This window comes from Ralstonia nicotianae (genome assembly GCF_018243235.1).
Taxonomy (GTDB): Bacteria; Pseudomonadota; Gammaproteobacteria; order Burkholderiales; family Burkholderiaceae; genus Ralstonia; species Ralstonia nicotianae.
In genome coordinates this window covers 724,000-747,075 of sequence record NZ_CP046675.1, presented here as the reverse complement: position 1 = coordinate 747,075, position 23,076 = coordinate 724,000, and the positions used below count along the sequence as shown (strand labels likewise).

The following is a 23,076-nucleotide window of genomic DNA, read 5'->3' as shown; positions in this document are numbered from 1 at the left end:
AGAAATCATGTTCGACACGGGGGTTTCGTCGTGCATTAGCTGTTACAAATCGGTGTCATGCCGATTTAGCTCGGGCTTGACATCATGAACATGTGAATGAGTCGACTAGCCGCACCGGCATTGGCTTTGCGGCAAGCGGCAGCACGCGCGCACCGAAATGGCGCTTTTATGTGACCACTTCATTGCTTTGGCAATCACCGATCCCGACATCTGCGGAATTGCGTTTAAGGAGTTGAAAGCTGGATGAAAGAAAGCCTCAAATGCAAAGAAAAATTGCATTCGTAACGGCTTTCAAGCCACCTGCCTGTGGTCGATCAGTGTTTGGAAATCCCGGGCGGGAAGCGGACGGCCCAGCAGATAGCCCTGGACCTGATCGCAGCGCAGATTCACCAGTGCCTGCATTTGCGTGCCGGTTTCCACGCCTTCGGCCACCACCGTCATATCGAGCGAATGGGCCATCGCGCAAATCGCGCGGATGATGGCGTAGGCGTCCGACGGGCTGTCATCGAGCGCGCCGATGAAGGCGCGGTCGATCTTGATCTGCTGGGCGCGAAAACGCTGCAGATAACTGAGGCTGGAATACCCGGTGCCGAAATCGTCGATGGCCACTTCAAAACCGAGCGACTGGATCTGCCGGATCGCGGCAATGCTTTGCCCGGCATCGCGCATGGCGGCCGTTTCCGTGATCTCGAACATCAGTCGGTCCGGCGCCACCTGATAGCGATACAGGATCTGCGACAGCCGCTGCACCAGGTCGGGCTGCAGGAACTGGCGTGGCGACAGGTTGATGGCGATCTTCAGGGGCGCCATGCCGGCCGCGTCCCAGTGCATGATCTGCCGGCACACCTCTTCGATGACCCAATCGCCCAGTTCGACGATCGTGCCGGTGCGTTCGGCCAGGGGCAGGAATTCCGCCGGCGAGACGGGGCCGAGCTCCGGGTGATTCCAGCGCAGCAGCGCTTCGGCGCCCGTCATGGATTGCGTGTGGGCATCGAACTTGGGCTGGTAATACAGGAAGAGCTGCCCGTTGAGCGCAGCGTGCGACAGCGCCCGCTGAATCTGCAGCACCCGGTGGGCGGTGGTGTTCAGGCGAGGCTCATAGAACCGGTAGGCGTTGCCGCCGGCCTGCTTGCATTCGAACATGGCCGCGTCGGCGTGTGCGAGCAGCGCGTCGGCGGTTGCACCGTTGTAGGGATGGATCGCCACGCCGATGCTGGCGGCCACGCGCAGGCGGCGCCCGTCGACTTCGACCGCTTCGCGCAGGCGGAACAGCAGCTTGTCACCGATGGGGGCGGCGGCTTCCGGTAGCGGCAGGCCCTCGACGAGGAGGCCGAATTCGTCGCTGCCCAGCCGTGCAACCGTGTCTTCGTCACGCATGGTCTGGCGCAGCCGTTCGGCGATGATCTCCAGCACGCGGTCGCCGGTGGCCCGGCCGTACTGCTCGTTGATCCGCCCCAGGCCGTCCAGGTCGAGATAGAAGAGGGCGAAGGGGCGCCCGCGCCGTGACGACGACAGGATTGCGCTGTCGAGCGCCTGCTGCAGCTGCAGGCGGGTCGGCAGGCCGGTCAGGGTGTCGTGGGGCTCGGGGGTCGCCGATTGGCGCGTCACGCGCTCCAGCGAGGCCGCGAGGTGCGCCTGTGCGGAATCGATGCGCGCCTCGAACATCATCAATGCCGCATGCAGGCCCAGCGCAAGCAGTATGCCTCCAGCGCTCAGCACAATGATGGGGATGGCGTGCAGCAGCGTGTCATCGGCTCCCTGGGCGCCTGCGCACGGCCACACGATCAACGACAGCACGGCGGAGGTGGCCAGCACCCCTGCGGCGCGCGCCCGTACGCCGACCGCCGCGCGACGCTGGCTGGCAGGCGGCCAGAACGCCATGCAGATCGCCAGGCTGGCGCCCGCCAGCAGGATCAGCGTGCCGCCGCCGCAGCTGGTCACCGTTTGCAGGAGCGATCGGGGCGCGTACAGCCAGGGGCGCGTCAGCATCAGTTCGGCCGCGACGAGCCCCATGCCGAGCGCGGCCGCGGCCAGAGCAATGCGCCGGCGCCCGAGCGGCTGGGCGGCGGCCGCAAACGATGCCCGGGGCAGGACGGCGACGAAGACGATCAGCGAGGCGGCCAGCATCACCGCCAGGGACGCGGTGAGCGGTCCTGTGGCCGATGCGGCCGGTAGCCGGTGCAGGCCCGCCTCAGCCAGCCACAGCCCCGACCAGAGCCCGGCGCCGAGTATGACGCCGCAGGCGAGACGCCAGACCCGGCGTTTCGCAATGGACGCCCCCCCTGGCAGGCGTGTCGCGGCATCCAACGCCGCAAACGTGGTCAGCCCGACACTGGTCCACGCAAACAGCAGTAGCGCAATATGGAAATTGTTATGCATGCAAGCGCATTCGGCGTGGCCCCGATTCCACGCCTGACTGTATTTTTGCGGCGAGGATAGCGCAAAAGGCAGTCACTTCAGGCAAAGAAAAGACGCATTTGTTGCGTGCCGCTCACAAAGTGCGTCGGTTTGTCTGCCGTTGTTGCGCTATGTCATTCCGCGGCGCTCGTTCCGCGCGCCTCTTTTGGAAATCGGCGGAACGGCGCTGAACTTGCTGCGGGTATACGCGGATGGCGAGGCTACGCGTGGAGGCGGGGCCGCTTGCGCGAGGCCGGGGTGGCGGCGCCGGCGCGCTCGAGATCGACGCTGGGCAGCAGATGGAGCAGCCGTACCAGCTCCGACTGACGATGCGTACCCGTCTTGCGCAGGATATCGCGGATGTGCACGCGCACCGTGTGCAGCGACAGGAACTCGCGGTCGGCGATTTCCTGCAGCGTTTCGCCGGCCGCCAGCCGTGCGGCGACGATGCATTCCTTGTTGGTCAGCCCGAACAGCGAGGCGAGCACGCCCGCGTCCATCACCGAGCGGGTTTCCGAGTTGCCGACCAGCACCAGGGCCAGCGGCGATTTCCAGGCCGGACGCACGGCATCGGAAGGCGCCAGCGGGGTGGCGATGAACGGCACGGGCCGCCCGTCGCGCGCCAGGTACATCCACGAGCCGGCCGCGCCCTGCACGCCGATGGAGCCGGATGCCTGGTCGATCAGTTTCTGCAAGGCCGCATCGTGGCTGTGGTCGGCGGAGCGGAGGATGCCGCCGTCGAGCGACAGGCGGTCGTCTTCGGTGACCATGGCGCGCACCCAGGCATTCGCATACTTCACGCGCATGCCGCGCTCGATGACCATTACGCCGAAGTCCAGCGTATCGAGTCCGGCCATGCCCAGCGCGGCCAGTTCATTGAGTTCCTGGTTGCGCTGCTGCATGCGTGCGGCGCGCTGCAGGTGCGGCAGCACGCGCTCCAGCCGCTGCTTGCGCTCCAGTGCGCTCACTTCGGAGGTGTCGTCGCGCGTGCGCAGGCGCATGGTGACGCACAGGTCCGGGGTGTCCATCAGGGTCATGCCGGCGATCGGATGCGTGCCGTCGGCGCCCATGTCGACGGGGGTATCGGTACAGCAGCTGGCGGCGTCGCTGCGCAGCAGTTGCGGATCCCGGCAGAATTCGTGGCAGTGGCCGGCCTGGGGGCAGTTGTGGCACCAGCCGGACGACGCCCCGTTGCGCGGCGCATCGGCGTGCTTGTCCCAGACGAAGTAGTGCGCGCTTTCTGCGCCGGCGTAGACCGACAGCAGGGCGAGCGCGATCGGCATTTGCGCTGGATCCAGTACCGATTCGTAGATGGTGTCCACGAGTCGGTGGAACTCTGCGTCATCCGACAGACGTTGCAGCATGATGGCCCCCGGTGCGTACTGTTGCGACGGTTGCGGTTGCGCAGCCGCTCCATCGCTTATGTGCGGCGTGGTGCCGCTGTCGCTATGCTTTTGTGTCTTTTCTTGCGCGACTTCCGTCGTGATCGGCAATTCTTTGGCAAAACTTAACATTGCTCGGTCGATGCTCCCAAATTCCCTCAGTGCTGTATCCCCCCCTTTAGAGGGGTGTGCGATCAACTTTCAGCGCTGAAAATCAAAAATTCATAAATTTCAAATCCGTGCCGGTCGCCCGTCACGGAAACTGATACGTATACGCCGCATTGAAGCGCAGGCTGCGGGCGTTGGCGTTGATGGGCTTGTCGCCCACCGGGCGGGCCAGCGCCAGATCCAGCGTGTAGTACTTGCGGTCGGAGAAGCGGATACCCAGCGCGATGGACCCCAGTTGGTCGTGCATGATCGTAGCGAAGTTCGAGTACACCTTCGCGGTGTCGAACAGCACGTAGGGCTGCACGGTCTTGAGGTAGGTCATCGAGGCCTGGAACAGTCGGTTGATTTCGAACGACATGCCCCAGCCGCGGTCGCCCGCCACTTCGCCGGCAGGATACGCTAAACCGAAGAAACGTCCGCCGAAACTGATCTGCTCCGAGGAAGGCAGCACGGCGCCACTGTACTGTGCCGCGCCCGAGATCGCCATGCCGAAGCCGAACGGCAGGTCATGCGCTTCGCTCGCGGTGATGCGCGTGCGCAGGAAGCCGAGGTCGATATTGTTGCTGAACGATTTGCTCGCACCCACGCCATCGATGCCCTGATAGATTCCGAGCGATGCCCTTCGGGTCTCACCCGGACGCACTTCCGTATAGAGCGCTTCGGCGCCGACCACGCGCACCTTGGAGGCAATATCGACGGGAGCGATGGCCAGGTTCTGCGGGCTGTAGCGCTGCATGTCCTCGTTGGCGTAGAAGGTGCCGGTGAGGGTGAGGCTGCGCGTGTTCGACAACAGCAGCGGATAGCTCAGCGACAGGCCGAGGCGTTGCGCATCGGTGAGGTAGCGCGACTGGTAGCCGAGTTGCTCGAGCGGCAGGTTTTCCGGTCTGCCGCGATAGTGCGACCACGTGAGCTTGGCGAGCAGGCCATCGGTGCCGATCGGCTGCGCCCACGTGGCGGAGTAGTACTTCTCGTCATCGCGGCCGCGCGGCTGCAGCGTCGAGACACTGATCTGCTCGCCCAGCGGCGTCAGACCATTGAGGGTGCCCGTGACGACGGCGCGCACGCCCGGCGAGCGATACTCGATGCCGGTGCCGATGGTGTAGGGCTGGCGCTTGACATCGAGCACCAGTTCGCTGGCGCCGTCGGTCGTGGTGGGCGGCTGCACGGTCGCCGTGATCTGCACGCCGGGCTGCAATGCCAGTACGCCGGTCACGCGCTCGAAGGTCTCGCGGCGCAGCGGGCGCTCATCCATCATGTGCTTCGAGATGGCGCGCAGCCGTTCTTCCAGCGGACCGGGCTTGCCCTCGATGCGCATGCGCGCCACATAGCCTTCGACCACGGTGATGCGCACCACGCCGCCCTCGAAGGTCTGCGCCGGCACGAAGGCGAACGACAGCGGATAGCCGCGGTCGGCATACAGCTTGGTGACCTCGCTGGCGGCCTGCAGCAGTTGCGCGACCGTGACGTCGTGGCCGGCCATCGGCGCGAAGTGGGCGGCAATCTCCGGAAACGGCAGGGCCTTGACGCCTTCGATCTGGAACTTGCTCGGTGTGAGGTGCGTGGCCAGCAGGTTTTCGAGCGCGGGGTTGGGGCGCTGGACCTGCACGTGAATCTTCTGTTCGGGCGGGCGGGAGGTGTCGACGCGCGGCAGCGTGTCGATCGGGTTGCCCTGTGCGGGGCTGCTTTGTGCCCAGCTCGATAAGGGGCCGGCCAGTGCGACGCCTGTGGCCAGGGCCAACCGCATGGTGGTGGTCCGCAAACCTGTCTCCTTCTCGCTATACGTTCGGCAGCCGGGCTGTGCCGGGAGGCAAGCGGCGAGCGGGGCGACCCGGTGCCGGCCGCCGCGCCGGATGGAACGATAACCGCGAGACATGGTGCTTTACAACACAACAATGTTAAAGGAGCGTCCACCCAGCGCAACGCAACGCGGTGCATGCCGATGACTTCCGGCGGCCGCCAACCGTAGGTGCATCGGAGCCTCGCATGAAGCGGCTCCGATGCGTTTCAAGCAGGACGGTGATGCGTTCACTGTGTCGGCGCAGCCGGCAGGCTTCGCTCAACGGTGCGTGCCGCCCAGGATGCCGCCGACTGTCCCCAGCAGGCCACCCGCCGAGCCGGTCACCGGTGCCAGCGGGGTCGTGGCGCCCGTCGAGGTCAGGGTGCTGCCCACGGTCGCGACGACGGTGCCGACGGGCGCGGTGATGGACGCGACCGGTGCGAGCGTGCCGCCGCCCGTTGTCCCGCCGACGCTGCCCAGCGCACTGGTGACCGGCGCCAGGGGGCTGCCGCTGCCGGCCGCGCCGCCGAGACTGCCCAGTGTGCTGGTGACCGCTGCGAGCGGACTGCTGCCGCCCGTTGCTCCGCCGATGCTGCTCAGCACGCCGGTGACCGGCGCCAGCGGACTGCCGCTCCCGGTCGAGCCGCCCAGGCCGCCCAACACGCTCGTCACGGCGCCCAGCGGGTTGCCGCCGCCAAGCGCGCCGGTAACGGGCGCGAGCGGATTGGCCGACGATGCGCTCGGCGAGTAAGCGACTCCGCCCAGCGAGGCAACCGTGTTGCCTACCGCGCCAACCACCCCGCCCACGTTGCTGACCACGGGCACGTTGGCGTTCGTGAGCGTGCTGCCGCCGTTGGCGATGGCGCCGCCGAGCGTGCCCAGCAGCGAGTTGGCCGGCGTGCCCGTGCCGGTGGTGGCGCCGACGGTCTGGGTGCCGCCAATGATCTGCGAGGTGAGCGGCACGATGGCCGTGCTCAATTGCTGCGTGAGCTGTTCCACCGGCCCGGTCGACAGGGTCGTCCCCAGTGTCGTGCCGGCGCCGGCGACGGCCTGGCCGACCTGGGTGAGGGCACCAGCCAGCGGCGTGGTGAGGGGCGCGATCGGCGACAACTGGCCTGTGCCCAGGCCGCCCACGAGCGTGCCGGCGCTGGTCACCGTGTTGCCGACACCGGTCACCACGTTGCCGGTGCTGGCGACGGTGGTGCCGATCGGGTTGGGATTGCTGCCGATGCTGCCCAGGCCGTCCTGCACGCCCGCGCCCAATGCCGAGACCGTCGCGCCGAGGTTTTCCACCACGCCGCCCAGGCCGCTCTGCGCGCTGCTGGGCACGAGGGGCAGGTTGGCATTCTTGAGGCTGGTGCCGATGCCGGAGAGGGTCGACCCCGCGGTCGTGACCACGCCGCCGGAGTTGTTGAGGACCGTACCGGCGGTCGTCAGGGTGGGCGTCGTGCCGCTGCCGTTCGTTCCGCTGGTGCCGGCGCTGGTGCCATCGGAGCCGGAGCTTCCCCCGCCCGCGCTCCCGCTTGCACCATTGCCGGAGGAACCCGAGCTGCCAAGCGTGCCGCTCGTATCGCCGGAGCCCGAGCTGGCGCAGCCGCCCAGGATCAGCAGGCCGGCCACTGCGGTGGAAATCATCGTCAGGCGCTTGATGGTCTTCATGATCTTCTCCCGTTGCAAAAAAATCCGCTGTTGCCAGCTGGAAAATGGTCCCAATGTCGTTTTGGGTGAGCGGATATCTGCAAGCGCTATGCCATGTTCTGATTTTTGCGCGATGCGTAATCGGTTATGTTGTTTCCCTGTTTTTTGGTCGATCGCATGATTTTTTATCGTGAAATTAATGTGTTTTAGGTACGAGGTTTCATTATGAGTCGGGGGTGTTATATCGTTTGCGTAAGGGATAACCCGTAACAGCGAATGTTCCGTGTCACGTTACGCCGTAACGTCCGAAGCGCGGATTTTCGGCCGTAACGCGCGCCTCGCCTGCTAGGGGGAATGCCGCTCGCAAACATCAAATCTTGCAGCGGCGCCAATTGTGAAAAATCGAAAATCCGACCTGATTCCTCTGGCATAGCAATTGCAGAATCCGGCACGCAGTACGGATTCCAGAAACACACAAATATGAGGAGACAGGTCATGCAACGGGTTCAGTCATCCATCCGCGTCGCGCCGCTGGCGTGCGCCATCGCTGCCGCCGCCGCGCTGGCGGCCTGTTCATCGGGCGGTTCGGGTTCCGGGAGCAGCGCTCCGCTCAACCCGAGCGATCAGAGCGGCGTGACGCCGGTCGGCAAGGTCGCTGGCGGCACGGGCAACGTTGTGACGGCCACGGGCAATGCGGTCAGCGGCCTCGGCACGACCGTGCAGAACGCGAATATTCCGGGCGTATCCGACCAGACCAAGACGGGGCTGGCCGGGACGATCACCAGCACGGGCGGCGCGATCAGCGCGCTGGGAGACGGCGTCAGCGCCGGCCTGGGCCGGACGGGCCAGAACGCGAATCCGATCGGCACCACGGCGGCCAGCAGCGGCAATGTCGTCACCCAGCTCGGACAGGCCACGGTCAATGCCGGCTCGGCCGTGCAGGGGCTGGGGCAGGGGTCCGGCACGCCGCTGGCGCCGGTCACCACGCCGGTCGGTGGGGCGGTTTCGCAGGTGGGGCAGGCGGTGATCGGCGGCGGAACGCTGCTGGGCGGTGCGCTGTCGTCCGGGGCGGCCCAGCAGGCCACGCAGCAGGCCAGTTCCGCCGTTGTGCCGGTGACCACGCAAGTCACCGGCGGCACCCAGATGACCGGCGATGCAACCGGCCTGGGCGGTCCGTTCAGCGCCTTGCTCGGCACGGTCGGCAACGGGATTGCCGGCGCGGGCGCCACCATCACGAATACCGGCGTGCCGGTGGTGTCCAGTGTCGGGCCGGTGGTGACGGCGGCCGGCACGACCGTGGCGGCGCTGGGCGGTGTGGGAACGGCGGGCAGCGGCAGCTCCGGCAGCAATCCGCTTGGCGGCCTGCTGGGTGGCGTCGGCGGCGTTTCGGGCAGCAGCAATCCGCTGGCGCCCGTCACCGGCCTGCTGGGCGGTGTCTCGGGCGGGAGCACGGCGTTGGCGCCGGTCACGGGCGTGGTGAGCGGGACCGGCAGTTCCGGCAATCCCCTGTCGCCCATCACCAATCTGCTGGGCGGCGTGAGCAGCCTGGCGCACTGAGCAGTACCTGTCTGTGCTCTTGAAGGTGCGCGGGCGTGTTCCCGTCGTCCGCGCATCCTTTTTTCAGCCAGGCGGAGAGGGGAGCGTTTTTGTGTTCAGGGAATAATGGAAAACCCTCGCACATAATCTGGTGGAGGCGGTTTTCGTGCGGGATTTACATTGTTTTTCAATGTGTTGACTCGCCCTTATTTGGTTTGAATTGAGAATTCACTCTAATTCAACGCAAGTACCTTGTTTGAGTTATTCCGTTTGCGCTGCGGCACGCCTATAAAACCGTTACGGTACGTTACGTGACACGCGTGACATGCCGGTAACAACTTGTAGTCAATGTAGTAACGGTGGGGTGGTCGCAGGCCATTCGTGATTTTTTTCATAAGAGGCGAAAACGATTGCGAATATCGGTTTCGGTTTTCGATGTCACGGAAACGGGTTGCCGGTCAGTCCGGCTGCCAGCGGTCGAATCCACCCCTCCTCGGTTTTTGCGATTCCATAACTGAACCGGCCACGATGGAGCGTCATAGGCCGGTCATGACCAACAACATCCGCAGGGCGAGTGCACGCACAGGAGAGACAGCATGAAACACGCCATTCTTCAGTTCCTTCGCGACGAGCAAGGCGCAACGGCCATCGAGTATGGCCTGCTCGCCGGCCTGATTGCCGCGGTGATCGCGGGCACCGTGACCACTCTGGGCACTGAAATCAAGACTGCGTTCGGGAACGTCTGCACCGCGATCAAGGGCAGCGCCTGCTAGCCAGCCGCCTTGTATAGCCACGCGGACATCGCAGGCTGGGCAAGCGTAGTCGTTCTCGCGGTTCTCGTCATTACGTCGGATCTCCGGTCACGGCGCGTGCCGAATTGGCTCGTCGCCGTCGGGCTGGTGCTGTCCATCGTGCTCGTCAAGTTCGGGTCGGTGGTGGCGCTCGCCTACGACTGGCGCGACGTGTGGCTGGGCGGCGCGATTGCGCTTGCGGGTTTCCTGCCGCTCTACGCACTGGGCTGGATGGGGGCGGGTGACGTCAAGTTCTTCGCGGTTGCTGGGTTGCTGGCCGGCTGGCATGGCCTGGTGGCGATATGGCTGGTCTCCAGCGTGCTCGCCGGGGTGCATGCGCTGGCGATCCTGCTGCTGCGCAGGGCCGATGCTTCAGCGCCGGCCGGCTGGATGCTGATGCGTGTCTGCCCGGCGCTGGCGCGCTGGGACGCCGGACAGGCCGGCCGGCGCGGCATTCCGTACGCCGCCTACATGGCAATCGGGCTGCTGAGCCTGCCGTGGCTGCCCGACGTGATGCGGGTGCCGTGGCTGCCGGGCATGTAGGCGCACAGCACAGACCACAGACCGTCTTGAACGAGAGCCGCTCGAGCGGACCAGCACGCCTAGAAAAGGAGTCGGCCATGCCGACATTGCAACGGGAATGGGTCAGTGCACATCGGGGGCGGGTGGGATTGCGCGCGGCAGCGCGGCGTGGCTGCCGGGGCGTGGCCGCGGTCGAGTTTGCCGTGGTGGTGCCGGTGCTGCTGCTGTTGATGCTCGGCATCGTCTATTACGGCGTGATCTTCGCCATGCAGCAGGCGCTGACGCTGGCCGCGGAAGAAGGCGCGCGCGCGGCGCTCCGGTACCAGTCCACCAATGCCCAGCGCGTGGCCGCGGCGTATACCGCGGTCTCTTCCGTGCTGCCGACCGTTCTCAACGGGCGGGTCCAGACCAACCAGGGCAGCACGCCCCTGGTCGCTTGCCAGAACGTGGCCGGGATGCAATGCCTGAGCGTGGTCCTGACCATGCCGCTGACCACCGGCAACAATCCGCTGCTGCCCGCCATTCCGCTCTTGCCGGTTCCGTCCACGCTGACGGGCTCGGCCGTCGTGCAACTGGTCTCCGGATCGTGATGCGCGTGGCCGGCTGACACCTCTTTCACGACTGCCCTACGGGTCGCCCAGATGACCAGCAAACATCTCCAGATCATCGCCGCCGCGTTGCTGCTGCTCGCCGTCGTGCTCGGCGTGGTGGCGTGGAAGAACGCGCATCGCCAGCCGGTGCCCGCCGCGGCGCAGCAGAACGAGAACGGCAAGACGCTGTACCCGGTGGTGGTGACCGTCAAGCCGCTGGAGGCGGGCAAGCCCATCACGGCGGACCAGGTCGGCGTCGAATCGTTGCCGATCAATCCGGCCGATGCCTTCTCCGAGGTGAACAAGGTGGTGGGCCGCGAGCCGATCGTGCCGATCGGCATCGGTGTGCCGCTGATCGGTTCGCAGCTGTCGTCGGGGCTGGCGCTGCAGGTCGCGCTCGGGCAGCGCGCGGTGGCGATCACCGTCGATGAGGTGGTCGGCGTGGGCAACCGCGTGATGCCGGGCGACTACGTCGATGTATTCCTGGTGCTGCGCAAGGACGGCCAGGAGATCGACGACAGCAAGGCGCACCTGCTGCTGCCGCATCTGCGCGTGCTGGCATTCGGTCCGCTGGCGGTCAACGAGGGGGAGCAGAAGCCGGCCGATGCCGGCACGGCGGCGACGCGCAGGGTCGACCAGGCCAAGACGGCGGTGCTGGCGGTGCCGGTGGAATCCGTGAGCCAACTGGCGATCGCGCAGCAATCGGGCCGGCTGCTGATGGCGCTGCGCAATCCGTCCGACGAGGCCGAGCCGACCGTGCGGCCGCAGGATGCGCAGGCGCTCGCGGTGGCCAACCGCAATCCGCTCGATGCGGCGCAGGCGGGCGTGTCGCTCGTCAGCGTGACGGGCGGGACGCGCCGCACGGCGGCCCCATCGTCCGCGGCGCTGCCTGCCGTGGCGGCCGCGCAGACGGTCGTGCGCAGCGCGGCGGCGGCGACCGGTGTCGAGATCATCCGTGCGGGCAAACGAGAGGAGCAACATGACTGAAGCCGCCGTCGTTCGCGGTTGGATGGGCGCGCTCGCGCTGGGCTGTGCCGCCCTGGCGCCGGCGGCGCATGCGCAGGGCATGCCGGCCGACCAGGCGCTGCATCTGCTGAGCGGCAGCCAGCGCGAGATCCGCCTCGGCAAGCCGCTGGAGCGCATCGCCATCGGCAATCCGGAGGTGGCCGATGCGCTGCTGCTCAAGGGGCACGGTGCGGCCGGCAGTCTGCTGATCATTGCCAAGAAGCCCGGCGCGGCCAACATCATGGTCTGGACGCAGGGCGGCACGGCCCTCACCTACAACGTACAGGTGGATGCCGAGCCGCGCGGTGCCGGCAGTCCCGACCTGGCGGTGCAGGGCAGCACGGCCGTGCTGACCGGCCAGGTCAAGGATGTCTACTCGCTGGCGCGGGCCCGCAAGTCGGCGGCGGTCGCGGGCGGCGCGGAGCCGCCGAAGGGCGGCAGCGTGATCGACAACACCACCATGGCCGTGCCGGGCACGGTGCAGGTGGATGTGCGCGTGGTGGAGTTCAGCAAGACGGTGCTCAAGGAGGCCGGCTTCATCTTCACGCGCACGCGCGGCGGCTTCACCTTCGGCAGCTTCTCGCCGTCGTCGCTGACGCAATACACGGTGACCCCCAGCAGCCTGACGACGCAATCCACCACGCCGATCGGCACCGCGTTCAACCTGCTGATCTCATCGTTCAGCAAGGGCATCTTCGCCGACCTGAGCCTGATCGAATCGAACGGCCTGGCGCGCGTGCTGGCCGAACCCAGCCTGGTGGCGCTGTCCGGCCAGAGCGCCAACTTCCTGGCCGGCGGCGAGATCCCGATCCCGGTGCCGCAGGCGCTGGGCACCACCACCATCGAGTACAAGCCGTTCGGCATCGGGCTGACGGTCTCGCCGACCATCCTGTCGGAGAACCGCATCGCGCTGAAGGTGGCGCCGGAGGCCAGCGATCTCGATTTCAGCCGGGGCGTCACGCTCAACGGCGCCACCGTGCCGGCCATCGTCACGCGCCGCGCCGACACCACGGTCGAGCTCGGCGATGGCGAGAGCTTCGTCATCGGCGGGCTGGTCAGCCGGACCACGCTGTCGAACGTCGACAAGGTGCCGTTCCTCGGCGACGTGCCGATCATCGGCACGTTCTTCAAGCGGCTGAACTACAACCAGGAGGAGCGCGAGCTCGTCATCATCGTGACGCCGCGTCTGGTGCGGCCGATGGCGCGCAACGCGCCGATCGACAAGATGCTGCCGGGCCAGACCGGGGGGCAGGACCGGGACAAGGCGGGACTGCCGGTGTGGCAGCCGTTCGTCCTTGGCGTGACGGACTCGGCGGCCATGCCGGGTTTCTCGCGGTAAGACCGGGGCGGGGCAGACATGGACTACTTTCTCCTGCATGGCGGCGGCAATGCCGACAGGCAATCGGGCGGCGTGCACCGCTGGCTGGCCGGAGCGATCCGCGAGCTGGGCATGCTGGTGGCCGAGACCAGCGGGCACGATGCCTTCCTCGAGCAGATCGGCGCGGTGCATCCGGAGGTGGTGTTCGTGCGCTTTGCGTCGTCGCCCGCCCGGATCGACGTACCCGAGCATGACCAGAAGCTGGGCGAAGGCACGGATGCCATCGGCGAGGCGACGCAGCTGGTTGCCCAGTTGACGCGGCTGTTCCCGGGCCTGCCGCTGGTGGCGGTCGGCTCGGCGTCGGACGGCCGGGCGATGCTGGCGGCGCTGCGGGCGGGTGTGAAGGATTTCATCGACGTCGATGGCGCGCCTGCCGAGGCGGTGCGCGTGGTGCGCAGGCTGCTGGCCGAGCGCGCCTCCGCCGAGCCGACGCGCCGGGGCCGCGTGCTGGCCATCCTGGGGGCCCGGCCCGGTGTGGGCACCACCACGCTGGCGTCCAACCTGGCGACGCTGGTGCGGCGCACCTCTGGCGGCGACGTGATGCTGCTCGACCTTGGCCAGCCGTTGCGCGACGGTGCGCTGTACCTGAACGTTCCGGCCAATTTCCATTTCGTGGAGGCGGTGCGCAACCTGCGCCGCTTCGATCAGGTGTTCGTGCAGACCGCGCTGTCGCGCCACCCGAACGGGCTGGCCGTGCTGCCGCTGCCGGTCTCGCTGGCGGAGATGCGCGACATCTCGTTCTCCGAGGCGCTGGGGCTGCTCAACCGCCTGCGCACCTTCTTCGATTTGCAGGTGGTCGACCTGGGCGGCTTCAACAACATCGACTTCATCGCGCAGCTGGTCAAGTCGGCCGACGACGTGATGCTGGTGACGGAGCAGAGCGTGGGCGCCATCGTCTCCGCCGCCGAGCTGATGCAGGAACTGAAGAAGCGCGAGATCGATCGCGAGCGCCTGCACCTGATTCTCTCCAAGTTCGATGCGCGCCTGTCGCTCGATGCCGAGCAGATCGGGGCGCGGCTGGAGATTCCCTCGGTGCTGACGGTGCCGAGCCGACGCCGGGCGCTGGTCGTGGCCTCCAACCAGGGCGCGATGCTGGCGGAGACCCACCCGATCGATCCCTACGTTCGGGCGATCGCCGGCATCGTGCAGACGCTGGGCTACACCCAGCCCGGCGAGCGCGCGCCCGGCGTGGCGGGCTGGATGGCGGGCATGCGCGCGCGGCTGGGCGAGCGTTTCAGGCGCAAACCGACGGAGCCGGCTGAACTGGATCTGCGCACCACGGAGCGGAACGCGACATGACACAACCCATCGAGTTCTCCAACCAGACCGACGCGGGCAACGGCGCGTTTGCCGTCTCGCAGGCCTTCCAGGACATCAAGGAAGCCGCGCACGAGCACCTGCTGACCCGCATCGAGGAGCTTGGCGCCGAGTTCGGCCGGTGGTCGCGCAGCGCCATCCAGCGCTTCGTGGACCTGGAGGTCGAGGGCTTCACCCGCATGCGCCGCATTCCCGTCAACGAGACCGAGGTGCGGGAGATCGCCGAGGCGCTGACCAAGGAGCTGGCCGGCTTCGGACCGATCGAAGACCTGCTGGCTGACCCGGCGGTGGAAGACATCCTGGTCAACGGCCACCTGGACGTGTATGTGTCGCGGCATGGCGTGCTGGAGCGCATTCCGGTGCGCTTTGCCGACAACAACCACCTGCTGCGCATCGTGCGCCGCATCCTCGCGCCGATCGGGCGCCGGCTGGACGAGTCGAACCCGATGGTCGATGCCCGCCTGCCGGACGGCGGCCGCATCAACGTGGTGATTCCGCCGCTGGCGCTGGAAGGGCCGGTGGTGTCGATCCGCAAGTTCCGCAAGGATCCGCTCAAGCCCGAAGACCTGCTCGGCCTGGGCACCATGAACGAAGAGATCGGGGAGCTGCTGCGCGCGGCGGTGCGGGCGCGCTGCAACATCCTCGTCAGCGGCGGGACCAGCTCGGGCAAGACCTCGCTGCTCAATGCGCTGGCGTATCACATCCCGACCACCGAGCGGGTCATCACCATCGAAGACACGGCGGAGCTTTCGCTCAACCACCCGCACGTGGTGCGGCTGGAAAGCCGGCCCGGCGGCTTCGAGGGCACGGGCGTGGTCACCATCCGCGAGCTGCTGCGCAACAGCCTGCGGATGCGGCCCGACCGCATCATCGTGGGTGAAGTGCGCGGCGGCGAGGTGCTGGAGATGCTGCAGGCCATGAGCACCGGCCACGACGGGTCGATGGGCACGATCCACTCCAGCAGCCCGCGCGAGTGCCTGTACCGGCTGGAGATGCTGGCGGGCTTTGCCGGCTTCCAGGGCAGCGAGGTGAGTCTGCGGCGGCAGATCACCAATGCCATCGACTTCATCGTCCAGATCGGGCGGCTGTCCAACGGCAAGCGGCGCATCCTGTCGGTGACGGAGATCACCGGGCTGGGCGACAACATCGTCTCCACGCAGGAGCTGTACCGCTACGAACCCTATATCGGCCCCGACGGCGAAGAGCTGGACCGCTGGACGTCGCTCGGCCTGCAGCCGCATTCGCCCAAGCTGGCGCGCATGCGCAACACGGCGGCGGATGGCGGCGGCCTGGGTGCCGGCTTCGGCGGCGGAGGACGCTTCCATGTCTGAGGGCGCGCTCTGGGCCGGCTGCCTGGCGCTGCTGCTGGTGGGCGCCGCGCTGATGCTGTGGGCGGAGGCCGTGCGCCGGCGCGAGCGGGAGGCGTCGCGCAATTTCGTGCGCGCGCAGACCGAGCAGATCAACGCACGCTACCAGGCCAACACGGAGAGCGTGCCCGCCGGCGCGCCGGACAGTCTGCACCGGGCCTGGCACGACGCGCTGCGGCGCGCCGATCTCGAGCCGGGCCGGCGCTTGTACATCCTGCTGTTCGGCCCCCTCGTGGCGATTGCGCTGCTGGCCTGGGTGGTGTCGAGCCTGCTATCGGCCGCGATGGCGGTTGCGCTGTATGTGCTGGTGGCCGCGTTCCTGTTCTGGAACCGCACCCGCCGCATGAACGAGCGTCTGATGCAGCAACTGCCCGGCTTTCTCGACGGCGTGGTCCGGCTGATGAGCATCGGCAGTGCCGTGCCGGCGGCCTTCCAGGCGGCCAGCGCCAATACCGAGCCGCCCCTGCGCACCTGCCTGACGTCGGTCACGCAACTGCAGCGCGCCGGCAAAGACCTCGACGCCGCGGTGCTGGCCGTGGGGCAGCTGTATCGCGTCAACGAGCTGATCCTGCTGTCGTCGGTGCTGCGCCTGGCGCTGCGCTACGGCGGGCGGGCCGACATCGTGATGGAGCGCACGGCGGCGTTCATGCGAGACCGCCAACAGGCCCAGAAGGAACTGCTGGCCCTGTCCGCCGAGACGCGCATGTCGGCGTGGATTCTCGGCCTGCTGCCAGTGGTGGTGGGCGGCATCATCATCATGTTCAACGCGGCATACGTCATGTCGATGTGGCGCGATCCGTCCGGGAAGATGCTGATGATGGCGGCGTTCGGGCTGGAAGTGATGGGGTCGCTGATGCTTGCCCGGCTGGCCAAGGCCGTGTAGGAGACCGGAGAGCGCGATGGACGACTCGCTCCTGACCCTGAGCCTGACGGCCGCGATGGCGGGGCTGCTGGTGTTCGGCGGCATTGCGGTGCATGCCGTGCTGATGCGCCATCGCAGCGTGCGCAAGCTCGATACGGCGCTGTCCGACGTGCGGGCGGCCGGCACGCAGGCCGTGGCGCCGGCGGGCGTGCCGGTGTCGGCGCCCAAGCCGCGGCCGCAGGCGCAGCAGCTTCAGCAGCAGGTCGCGAAGGTGGGCCAGCGGTGGATCGACACGGGCCTCGGGCACCGCATCGTCACCGAGGAAGACCGCAAGCTGCTGGAGGAGTGCGGCTACTACGGCGAGCAGGCACGGACGGTCTTCGGCGGCACGCGTATCCTGCTGCCGCCGTTCCTCTGCGTGGTGGGCGCGCTGTATGCGGCGTCGTTCCGGGAAGCGCTGCTGTGGGGGTTCGCCGGGTTCGCGCTCGGCTACCTGGCGCCCAAATGGCTGCTGGCACGGCGCAAGGAAAGCCGCCGGCGCCGCCTTGACGACGAGCTGCCGGTGATGGTCGACATGCTGCGGCTGTTGCAGGGCGTGGGGTTGTCGATCGACCAGAGCCTGCAGGTCATCGCCAACGAGTTCCACGGCATGCTGCCCGTGCTGGCCGACGAGTTCGGCCGGGCCAACCAGCAGTTCGCGTCGGGCCGGTCCCGCGAGCAGACCTTGCTGCGCATCGCCCGGCTGTTCGACAACGAAGATCTGAAGGGGTTGATCACGCTGCTGACCCAGGTCGACCGGTTCGGCGGCGCCGTGCAGGAGCCGCTGCGCCAGTTCGGCTTGCGCCTGCAGGAGAACCGCCGCTCCCGGCTCAAGGAGCGCGTGGGCAAACTGACCGTCAAGATGACCGTCGTGATGGTGCTGACGCTGCTGCCGGCGCTGCTCATCATCACGGCCGGGCCCGGCTTCATGAGCGTGACGCGCAGTCTTCACCATTCCCAGCCTAGCGGAGGACGTTGAACGTGCGGAAGTTTCCATTTGCGATGCGCGTCGGCGCGGCCGGCATGCTGGCCCTGGCCGCGCTGCTGGCGGGCTGCGGCTCGCTGTCGGGTTCCGAGATGAGCCGCCGCACCGATGCGGACATCGAGGTGGCGCGCCAGCGCCAGGCTGACGAGAAGGCCGAGCTCACCAGCCCCGGTACCTATCTGTCGCTGATCCGCCGCATGCAGGAGCAGGGCATGTACTACGCGTCGCTGGCGCATATCGACGCCTACGTGCAGCGCTTCGGCCGGACGCCGGACGTGCTGCTGCTGCGGGCCGACGCGCTGCGCGAGACCGACCAGCCGGCGGCGGCCGAAGCGGATTACCGCGCGGTGGTCGAGGCCACCTCGGCCCTGGGCGCGGGCACGCAGGGTGCGCTGCTCAACGCCAATGCGTGGCGCGGGCTGGGCATCACGGCCGGCCGCCAGGGCCGGTTCGCGGAAGCGGTGCGCCGCCTGCAACTGGCCGCCCGGGGCAACCCGACCGATGCCAGCACCGAGAGCGACCTCGGCTACGCGCTCATGCGTGCCGGTGAGGTCGAGCAGGCGCGCGTGCCGCTGATGCAGGCCGCGCAGCTGGACGCGGCCAACCCGAAGATCGCCGGCAACCTGGCGATCTGGCTGGACGTCAACGACCGCAAGGAGGCCGCGGCCGCGCTGACGGCGCACGCACGCCTGAGCGAGGCCGCGCGCAAGGCCATCGACGAGGATGCCGCCCGCGTGCGCAGCGCCTGGCGCGACCGGCGCGTGGCCCGCGACACGGCACCGCAGCCGGTGCAGCGCGCGGTGGTGGCCAACCCGGCGGTGATGCCGGCGGCCGCTGCGCCGCGGTCTTCGGCGCCGCTGGCTTTCCAGCGCGGACGCCTGCTCGACAACCTGGAGGCAGCCCAATGACATCCAAGATCGTGTACCTGCTGTGCGCCGCCTCGCTGGCGTGGAGCGGGCTGGCCGGCGCGCAGGGGTTTTCCGGCGCGGCGGACGCCACGCAGGCGGCGCGGCAGGCCAGCCCCCGCGTCAACGATTCGACGCGTGCGCTGATGTCCGCCCAGCGCGACGGCGTTTATGCCGGCGACGCCGTGCCGCTGCGCGGCGAACAGGCGGCGCTGGCCTACCAGCGCTATCTCGATAGCTTCAGCCGGCCGATGCCCGGCCTGTCGCAGGGGAGCGCAGGCCAGCGCGGCGCCGCGCCCACCGCGCCCGCCGGCACGTCGTCGCGCTAGCCCGCTCCCGCACGCGACCATCGTGACACGTTCCACTGCGCCCTCCATGCCGACAGACCGCCTGCGCCGGACAGCGCGGGGCGTGGTCAGCCTCCTCACCACGGTCTTCGTCGCGACCCTCGGCCTGACGCTGCTGGTGAGCGTCGATATCGGCAACGTGTTCTTCACGCAGCGCGCACTGCAGCGCGCGGCGGACATGGCGGCGATGGCGGCGGCGCAGCGGCTGGACATCCCGACCCAGGTCGCCCAGCAGAGCGTGACGCAGAACGGCCTGAGCGTCACGCCCACCGTGGTGCCGGGCGTCTGGAACGCGACGAACACGGCGGCGGCGCCCTCCTATTTCTGCGCCAGCGGCAGCACCGGCTGCATCGGCACCGTCAACGCGGCGCAGGTCACGCTGACGCAGAACGTGCCGTATTTCTTCTCGGTCGGCCAGCGTACCCTGACCGCCACGGCCATCGCCAAGAACACCGCGATCGTGTCGTTCTCGCTCGGGTCGGGGCTGGCCTCGACCAATACCGGGCTGCTCAACTCGGTGCTGGGTGCGCTGCTGGGCAACGGCAACAGCGCGCTCAACCTGGACCTAGTGTCCTACCAGGGGCTGGCGAACACGACGATCCGCGTGTCCGACCTGATGGCCGCGCTGAACGTGGGCACCGTGCAGCAGTTGATCGCTGCGCAGGTCTCGCTCAGCCAACTCGTCAGCGCGGTGGTGTCGGCGGGCGGGCAGAACGGGCTCACCGGCGTGTCGGTCGGCACCGTGGTGGCGCCGAACACGCTCGTGCTCGGGGCGCTGCTGCGCAATACGCTGATCAACGTCGGCAACAGCACCGGCACCCCCGGTGTCCTGCAGTTCCTGGCGCAGGCGGGCAACGACCAGTCTGTGCTGAATGCGCAGCTCAACGTGCTGGACCTGGTGACGACGGCCGCGCAGATCGCCAACAACAAGAACGCGGTGGCGATCTCCACCGGCCTGACGCTGCCCGGCCTGCTGGGGACGACCCTGAATCTCAAGGTGATCCAGCCGCCGGTCATCGCCATCGGGCCGCCCGGCAAGGATACGTCGGGCAACTGGATGACGCAGGCCTCGGCCGGCCAGGTGCGGCTGGGCCTCAACGTCAGCGCGAGCGTGCTGGGCCTGGCGACGATCAACGTGCCGATCGGTGTCGTCGTGGCAGGCGCCAGCGCGCACGCTGTCGATGCCTATTGTCCGGTGCCCCGGGTGAACCTGTCGGCGGATATCGCGGGGACGATCTCGCCGGTCTCGTCGTGCATTGCGGCCGGGGCGGACTCGGTCGCGTCCGGCACCTTGAACTGCGGGTCGGCAAGCGCTGCGCCGTTGTTGAGCGCGCTGGGGATTCCCGTGGTGTCGATCTACAGCAATCCGCCGGCCTCGTCGAGCGTGTCCTTCGGCAGCGACACGCCCTACCGCGGCCTGCAGATCGCGGTGGGGCAGACCCAGCGCGTGACGGCGACCGGCGGTTTCTTCAGCTCACTCTTGTCGAGCAATAGCAATCTGAAAGTGACGGTGCTCAATGCGCTTTTGCTTGCCGTGCCCATTTCCGCAGTTTCAGCCGAGCTGTCGACGGTCGGCTCGATTCTGGACAGTTCGCTGACCCCGGTGCTGGAACTGCTCGGCGTGCAGCTCGGCTACGCCGACATCAAAGTGCTTTCGGTGAACTGCGATGCAGTCGAACTGGTGTTCTGACAGGGGCGCGACGATATGAAAACCGATCGCTGGGCATACGAGACGCTTGAAATCTTCGTCTGGGAAGGCCGCCAGGACATCGCGGATCGCGTCACGCGCTTCATGGCGCCGTTCGGGGCGGAGGTGATCCGTGCCGGGGGCATCGACTTCCAGCCGTCGGAGCCGCGCAGCAAGCCGAGCATCGCCGTGATCAGCGCGTCGGTGGTGGAAAGCGGTGGCTTCACCGTGCTCGACTGGCAGGCGGCGCAGGGCATGCCCGTGATCTGGGTGGCGGCGGACGCGCAGCACGATCCGTCGCGCTTCCCGCCGGAGTACACCCACGTGCTGGGGCCGGACTTCGGCGCGACCGAGCTGCGCGCGCAGATCGGCAAGCTGCTGCCCGCGCTGGCGCCGGCGCAGAGCAAGGCGCCGGACCAGAGCGACCTGGTGGCCGCGTCGCCGGCGATGCAGTCGCTGCTCGAGCATGTCGATACCTTCGCCGACTGCGCCAGCAACGTCATGCTCTACGGCGAGACTGGCGCCGGCAAGGAGCGCATCGCGCGCCTGCTGCACGACCGGAACACCGTCTACGGACGCGGTCCGTTCGTGGCCGTCAACTGCGGGGCGATTCCCGACGGCCTGTTCGAATCGCAGTTCTTCGGCCATGCCAAGGGGGCGTTCACCGGCGCCATGTATGCGCACCGGGGCTACTTCGAGCAGGCCAACGGCGGCACGCTGTTTCTCGACGAGCTGGGCGATCTGCCGTTGTATCAGCAGGTGAAGCTGCTGCGCGTGCTGGAAGACAGCGAGTGCACGCGGCTGGGCTCGACGGTGCCGGTGAAGCTGGATTTCCGGCTGGTGGCGGCCACCAACAAGCACCTGCGCGAGATGGTGGCGACGGGCAAGTTCCGCGCCGACCTGTATTTCCGGCTGGCGGTGATCGAGCTGCGGATTCCCAGCCTGGAGCAGCGCGGCGCCGAAGACAAGGTGGCCCTGCTGCTGTCGTTCCTGCGCCATCTGCTGGGCGACAAGGGCTTCGACAGCCTGCCGCCGGTGCCGGAATGGGTGCGGGCGTCGGTCGGCCGGGCGTATTTCACGGGCAATGTGCGCGAGCTGCGCAACCTGGCCGAGCGCATCGGCATCACGCTGCGCCAGTTTGGCCGCTGGGACGAGGCGCGCATCCTGCCGCTGTTCGCCGGCCTGCAGCGGGATGCCTTCGACCGCGAGGCCGGCAACGGTCATGGCAACGGTCATGGCAACGGCGAGCGCGGCGTCGACAACGGCGAGGAGCGCCGCCGCATCCTTGCCGCGCTGGACGCCAACAACTGGCGCCGCCAGGACACCGCGGCCACGCTGGGCATCAGCCGCAAGGTGCTGTGGGAGAAGATGCGCAAGTACCAGATCGCCGACGGTGAGGCCGAACTGCGCGAGCTGGAGTGACACGGAACAACACCCCACGCCATGCAGGGGGCCGGAAGTGCCACGGCGGGCCCGGATCGCGTATAGTTTTCGGTTGCATCGAGCAGAACCACAGGGGCGACATGAGAACAACAACACAGCGCGGGATGGCAGTACACCGGGTGTTCAAGAGGGGACTGGCCATCGCGGCCGCGGCGGCCGCAGTGGCAGGCGGCACGGCCTGCACATCGGCCGTGGCGCAGAGCCCGGCCGCGCCGCCCACGGCGATCGACGCGGTGGCGCCGGCCGCGCCGGTTCCGGCGCTGACGGCCACGGTCGGGCAGACCGGTTCCGCCCCGGCCGCCGCCGCGCCTTCCGCCTCCGACAGCGCCGCCCGCGCCGACACCCCGGCCGCCAACAGCGCCGTGCTGGAGCTGCAGCGCCGCATGCAGGCGCGCGAGCTGGCCGAGCTGCGCACGACCTACAACGGCGCATACGGCGCCAGCCTGCTGTTCGCCCAGCGCGATCTGACGTATTACGTGACGCTGTTCCAGCAGAAAGATCTGTGGCGCGTCATCAAGACCACCAACGAAGCGCACGCCGAGCGGATCTACGCCGATTTCTCCCGCCAGACGCGCTCGCTGTCCGACCTGGACCTGCAGCGCATCCGCCTGGAGGCCCAGAAGGAGCGCGCCGAGCGCCAGATCGCCGAGCAGGAAGGCCGCCTGCGTGGCCTGCGCGCCGATCTCGACCTCCAGCGCCAGCAGCAGGCCCAGGTGCAGGCACGCCAGAAGGTGGCCCGCACCGAGGCCGACACGCTCGACACCGACCGGCGTGCCGCCCGCGCCCGCCTGGACGAGCTGCAGCGCCAGATCCGCTCGCTGGAGGCGCAGGTCAACGCTCCGTTCGGCGGCACCCGCGCTCATTGAGCGGGCCCCTCCTGGCGACACGCGACACGATCGGGCGGCCTGCGGGTCGCCCGATGTGCATTGAGGGACGGCTG

19 protein-coding genes are annotated in these 23,076 nt (G+C 68.0%); 15 read left to right on the top strand and 4 right to left on the bottom strand.

Annotation, left to right across the window (positions count from 1 at the left end; all coding sequences use genetic code 11):
- Positions 1 to 291: 291 nt before the first annotated feature.
- The 4 genes from GO999_RS19520 to GO999_RS19505 all read right to left on the bottom strand — a co-directional run bounded on the left by GO999_RS19520 (position 292) and on the right by GO999_RS19505 (position 7,383).
- Positions 292 to 2,379, bottom strand: coding sequence for a putative bifunctional diguanylate cyclase/phosphodiesterase (locus GO999_RS19520; protein WP_211907134.1), 2,088 nt, complete (start codon positions 2,377 to 2,379; stop codon positions 292 to 294).
- Positions 2,380 to 2,618: 239 nt separating this feature from the next.
- A complete protein-coding gene (locus GO999_RS19515) occupies positions 2,619 to 3,761 on the bottom strand; it encodes a helix-turn-helix transcriptional regulator (RefSeq protein WP_011004385.1) in 1,143 nt (380 codons plus the stop codon).
- Between the two features lie 271 nt (positions 3,762 to 4,032).
- Positions 4,033 to 5,706: a ShlB/FhaC/HecB family hemolysin secretion/activation protein gene (locus tag GO999_RS19510; RefSeq protein ID WP_087452632.1), complete on the bottom strand. Its 1,674-nt coding sequence runs from the start codon at positions 5,704 to 5,706 to the stop codon at positions 4,033 to 4,035.
- A 297-nt stretch (positions 5,707 to 6,003) separates the two neighbouring features.
- A complete protein-coding gene (locus GO999_RS19505) occupies positions 6,004 to 7,383 on the bottom strand; it encodes a collagen-like triple helix repeat-containing protein (RefSeq protein WP_028854444.1) in 1,380 nt (459 codons plus the stop codon).
- A gap of 474 nt (positions 7,384 to 7,857) precedes the next feature.
- On the opposite strand from GO999_RS19505, the gene GO999_RS19500 reads away from it, so the two are divergent.
- From GO999_RS19500 to GO999_RS19430, 15 genes are all read left to right on the top strand, one after another.
- Entirely contained in the window at positions 7,858 to 8,919 is a 1,062-nt protein-coding gene (locus GO999_RS19500; protein WP_197369188.1) for a collagen-like triple helix repeat-containing protein, read from the top strand.
- Between the two features lie 575 nt (positions 8,920 to 9,494).
- Positions 9,495 to 9,671: a Flp family type IVb pilin gene (locus tag GO999_RS19495; RefSeq protein ID WP_011004381.1), complete on the top strand. Its 177-nt coding sequence runs from the start codon at positions 9,495 to 9,497 to the stop codon at positions 9,669 to 9,671.
- A gap of 96 nt (positions 9,672 to 9,767) precedes the next feature.
- Positions 9,768 to 10,232, top strand: coding sequence for an A24 family peptidase (locus GO999_RS19490; protein WP_019719720.1), 465 nt, complete (start codon positions 9,768 to 9,770; stop codon positions 10,230 to 10,232).
- Between the two features lie 77 nt (positions 10,233 to 10,309).
- On the top strand, positions 10,310 to 10,801 hold the full coding sequence (locus GO999_RS19485; RefSeq protein WP_011004379.1) for a TadE/TadG family type IV pilus assembly protein: 492 nt from the start codon (positions 10,310 to 10,312) through the stop codon (positions 10,799 to 10,801).
- A gap of 51 nt (positions 10,802 to 10,852) precedes the next feature.
- Complete coding sequence (gene cpaB, locus GO999_RS19480; RefSeq protein ID WP_211907133.1) at positions 10,853 to 11,788, top strand: Flp pilus assembly protein CpaB; 936 nt, start codon at positions 10,853 to 10,855, stop codon at positions 11,786 to 11,788.
- The gene (locus tag GO999_RS19475) at positions 11,781 to 13,145 is read left to right on the top strand and encodes a type II and III secretion system protein family protein (protein ID WP_021155626.1); all 1,365 of its coding nucleotides are present in this window, start codon (positions 11,781 to 11,783) and stop codon (positions 13,143 to 13,145) included. The genes cpaB and GO999_RS19475 overlap by 8 nt, the downstream gene beginning before the upstream one ends.
- A gap of 18 nt (positions 13,146 to 13,163) precedes the next feature.
- Complete coding sequence (locus tag GO999_RS19470; RefSeq protein ID WP_211907132.1) at positions 13,164 to 14,483, top strand: CpaE/TadZ family protein; 1,320 nt, start codon at positions 13,164 to 13,166, stop codon at positions 14,481 to 14,483.
- The gene (locus GO999_RS19465; RefSeq protein WP_019719724.1) at positions 14,480 to 15,832 is read left to right on the top strand and encodes a TadA family conjugal transfer-associated ATPase; all 1,353 of its coding nucleotides are present in this window, start codon (positions 14,480 to 14,482) and stop codon (positions 15,830 to 15,832) included. Before GO999_RS19470 ends, GO999_RS19465 begins: the two co-directional genes overlap by 4 nt.
- Complete coding sequence (locus tag GO999_RS19460; protein WP_020829926.1) at positions 15,825 to 16,751, top strand: type II secretion system F family protein; 927 nt, start codon at positions 15,825 to 15,827, stop codon at positions 16,749 to 16,751. The genes GO999_RS19465 and GO999_RS19460 overlap by 8 nt, the downstream gene beginning before the upstream one ends.
- A gap of 16 nt (positions 16,752 to 16,767) precedes the next feature.
- The gene (locus tag GO999_RS19455) at positions 16,768 to 17,748 is read left to right on the top strand and encodes a type II secretion system F family protein (protein WP_019719726.1); all 981 of its coding nucleotides are present in this window, start codon (positions 16,768 to 16,770) and stop codon (positions 17,746 to 17,748) included.
- Positions 17,749 to 17,750: 2 nt separating this feature from the next.
- The gene (locus GO999_RS19450; RefSeq protein ID WP_249215122.1) at positions 17,751 to 18,662 is read left to right on the top strand and encodes a tetratricopeptide repeat protein; all 912 of its coding nucleotides are present in this window, start codon (positions 17,751 to 17,753) and stop codon (positions 18,660 to 18,662) included.
- Positions 18,659 to 18,988: a DUF3613 domain-containing protein gene (locus tag GO999_RS19445; RefSeq protein WP_211907131.1), complete on the top strand. Its 330-nt coding sequence runs from the start codon at positions 18,659 to 18,661 to the stop codon at positions 18,986 to 18,988. The genes GO999_RS19450 and GO999_RS19445 overlap by 4 nt, the downstream gene beginning before the upstream one ends.
- Before the next feature lie 46 nt (positions 18,989 to 19,034).
- Positions 19,035 to 20,696 (top strand): TadG family pilus assembly protein, encoded by a 1,662-nt coding sequence (locus GO999_RS19440; RefSeq protein WP_211907130.1) that lies wholly within the window; start codon positions 19,035 to 19,037, stop codon positions 20,694 to 20,696.
- A 15-nt stretch (positions 20,697 to 20,711) separates the two neighbouring features.
- Complete coding sequence (locus GO999_RS19435; protein WP_011004368.1) at positions 20,712 to 22,115, top strand: sigma-54-dependent Fis family transcriptional regulator; 1,404 nt, start codon at positions 20,712 to 20,714, stop codon at positions 22,113 to 22,115.
- A gap of 101 nt (positions 22,116 to 22,216) precedes the next feature.
- Positions 22,217 to 23,002: a DUF2968 domain-containing protein gene (locus GO999_RS19430; RefSeq protein ID WP_087452639.1), complete on the top strand. Its 786-nt coding sequence runs from the start codon at positions 22,217 to 22,219 to the stop codon at positions 23,000 to 23,002.
- Positions 23,003 to 23,076 lie beyond the last annotated feature (74 nt).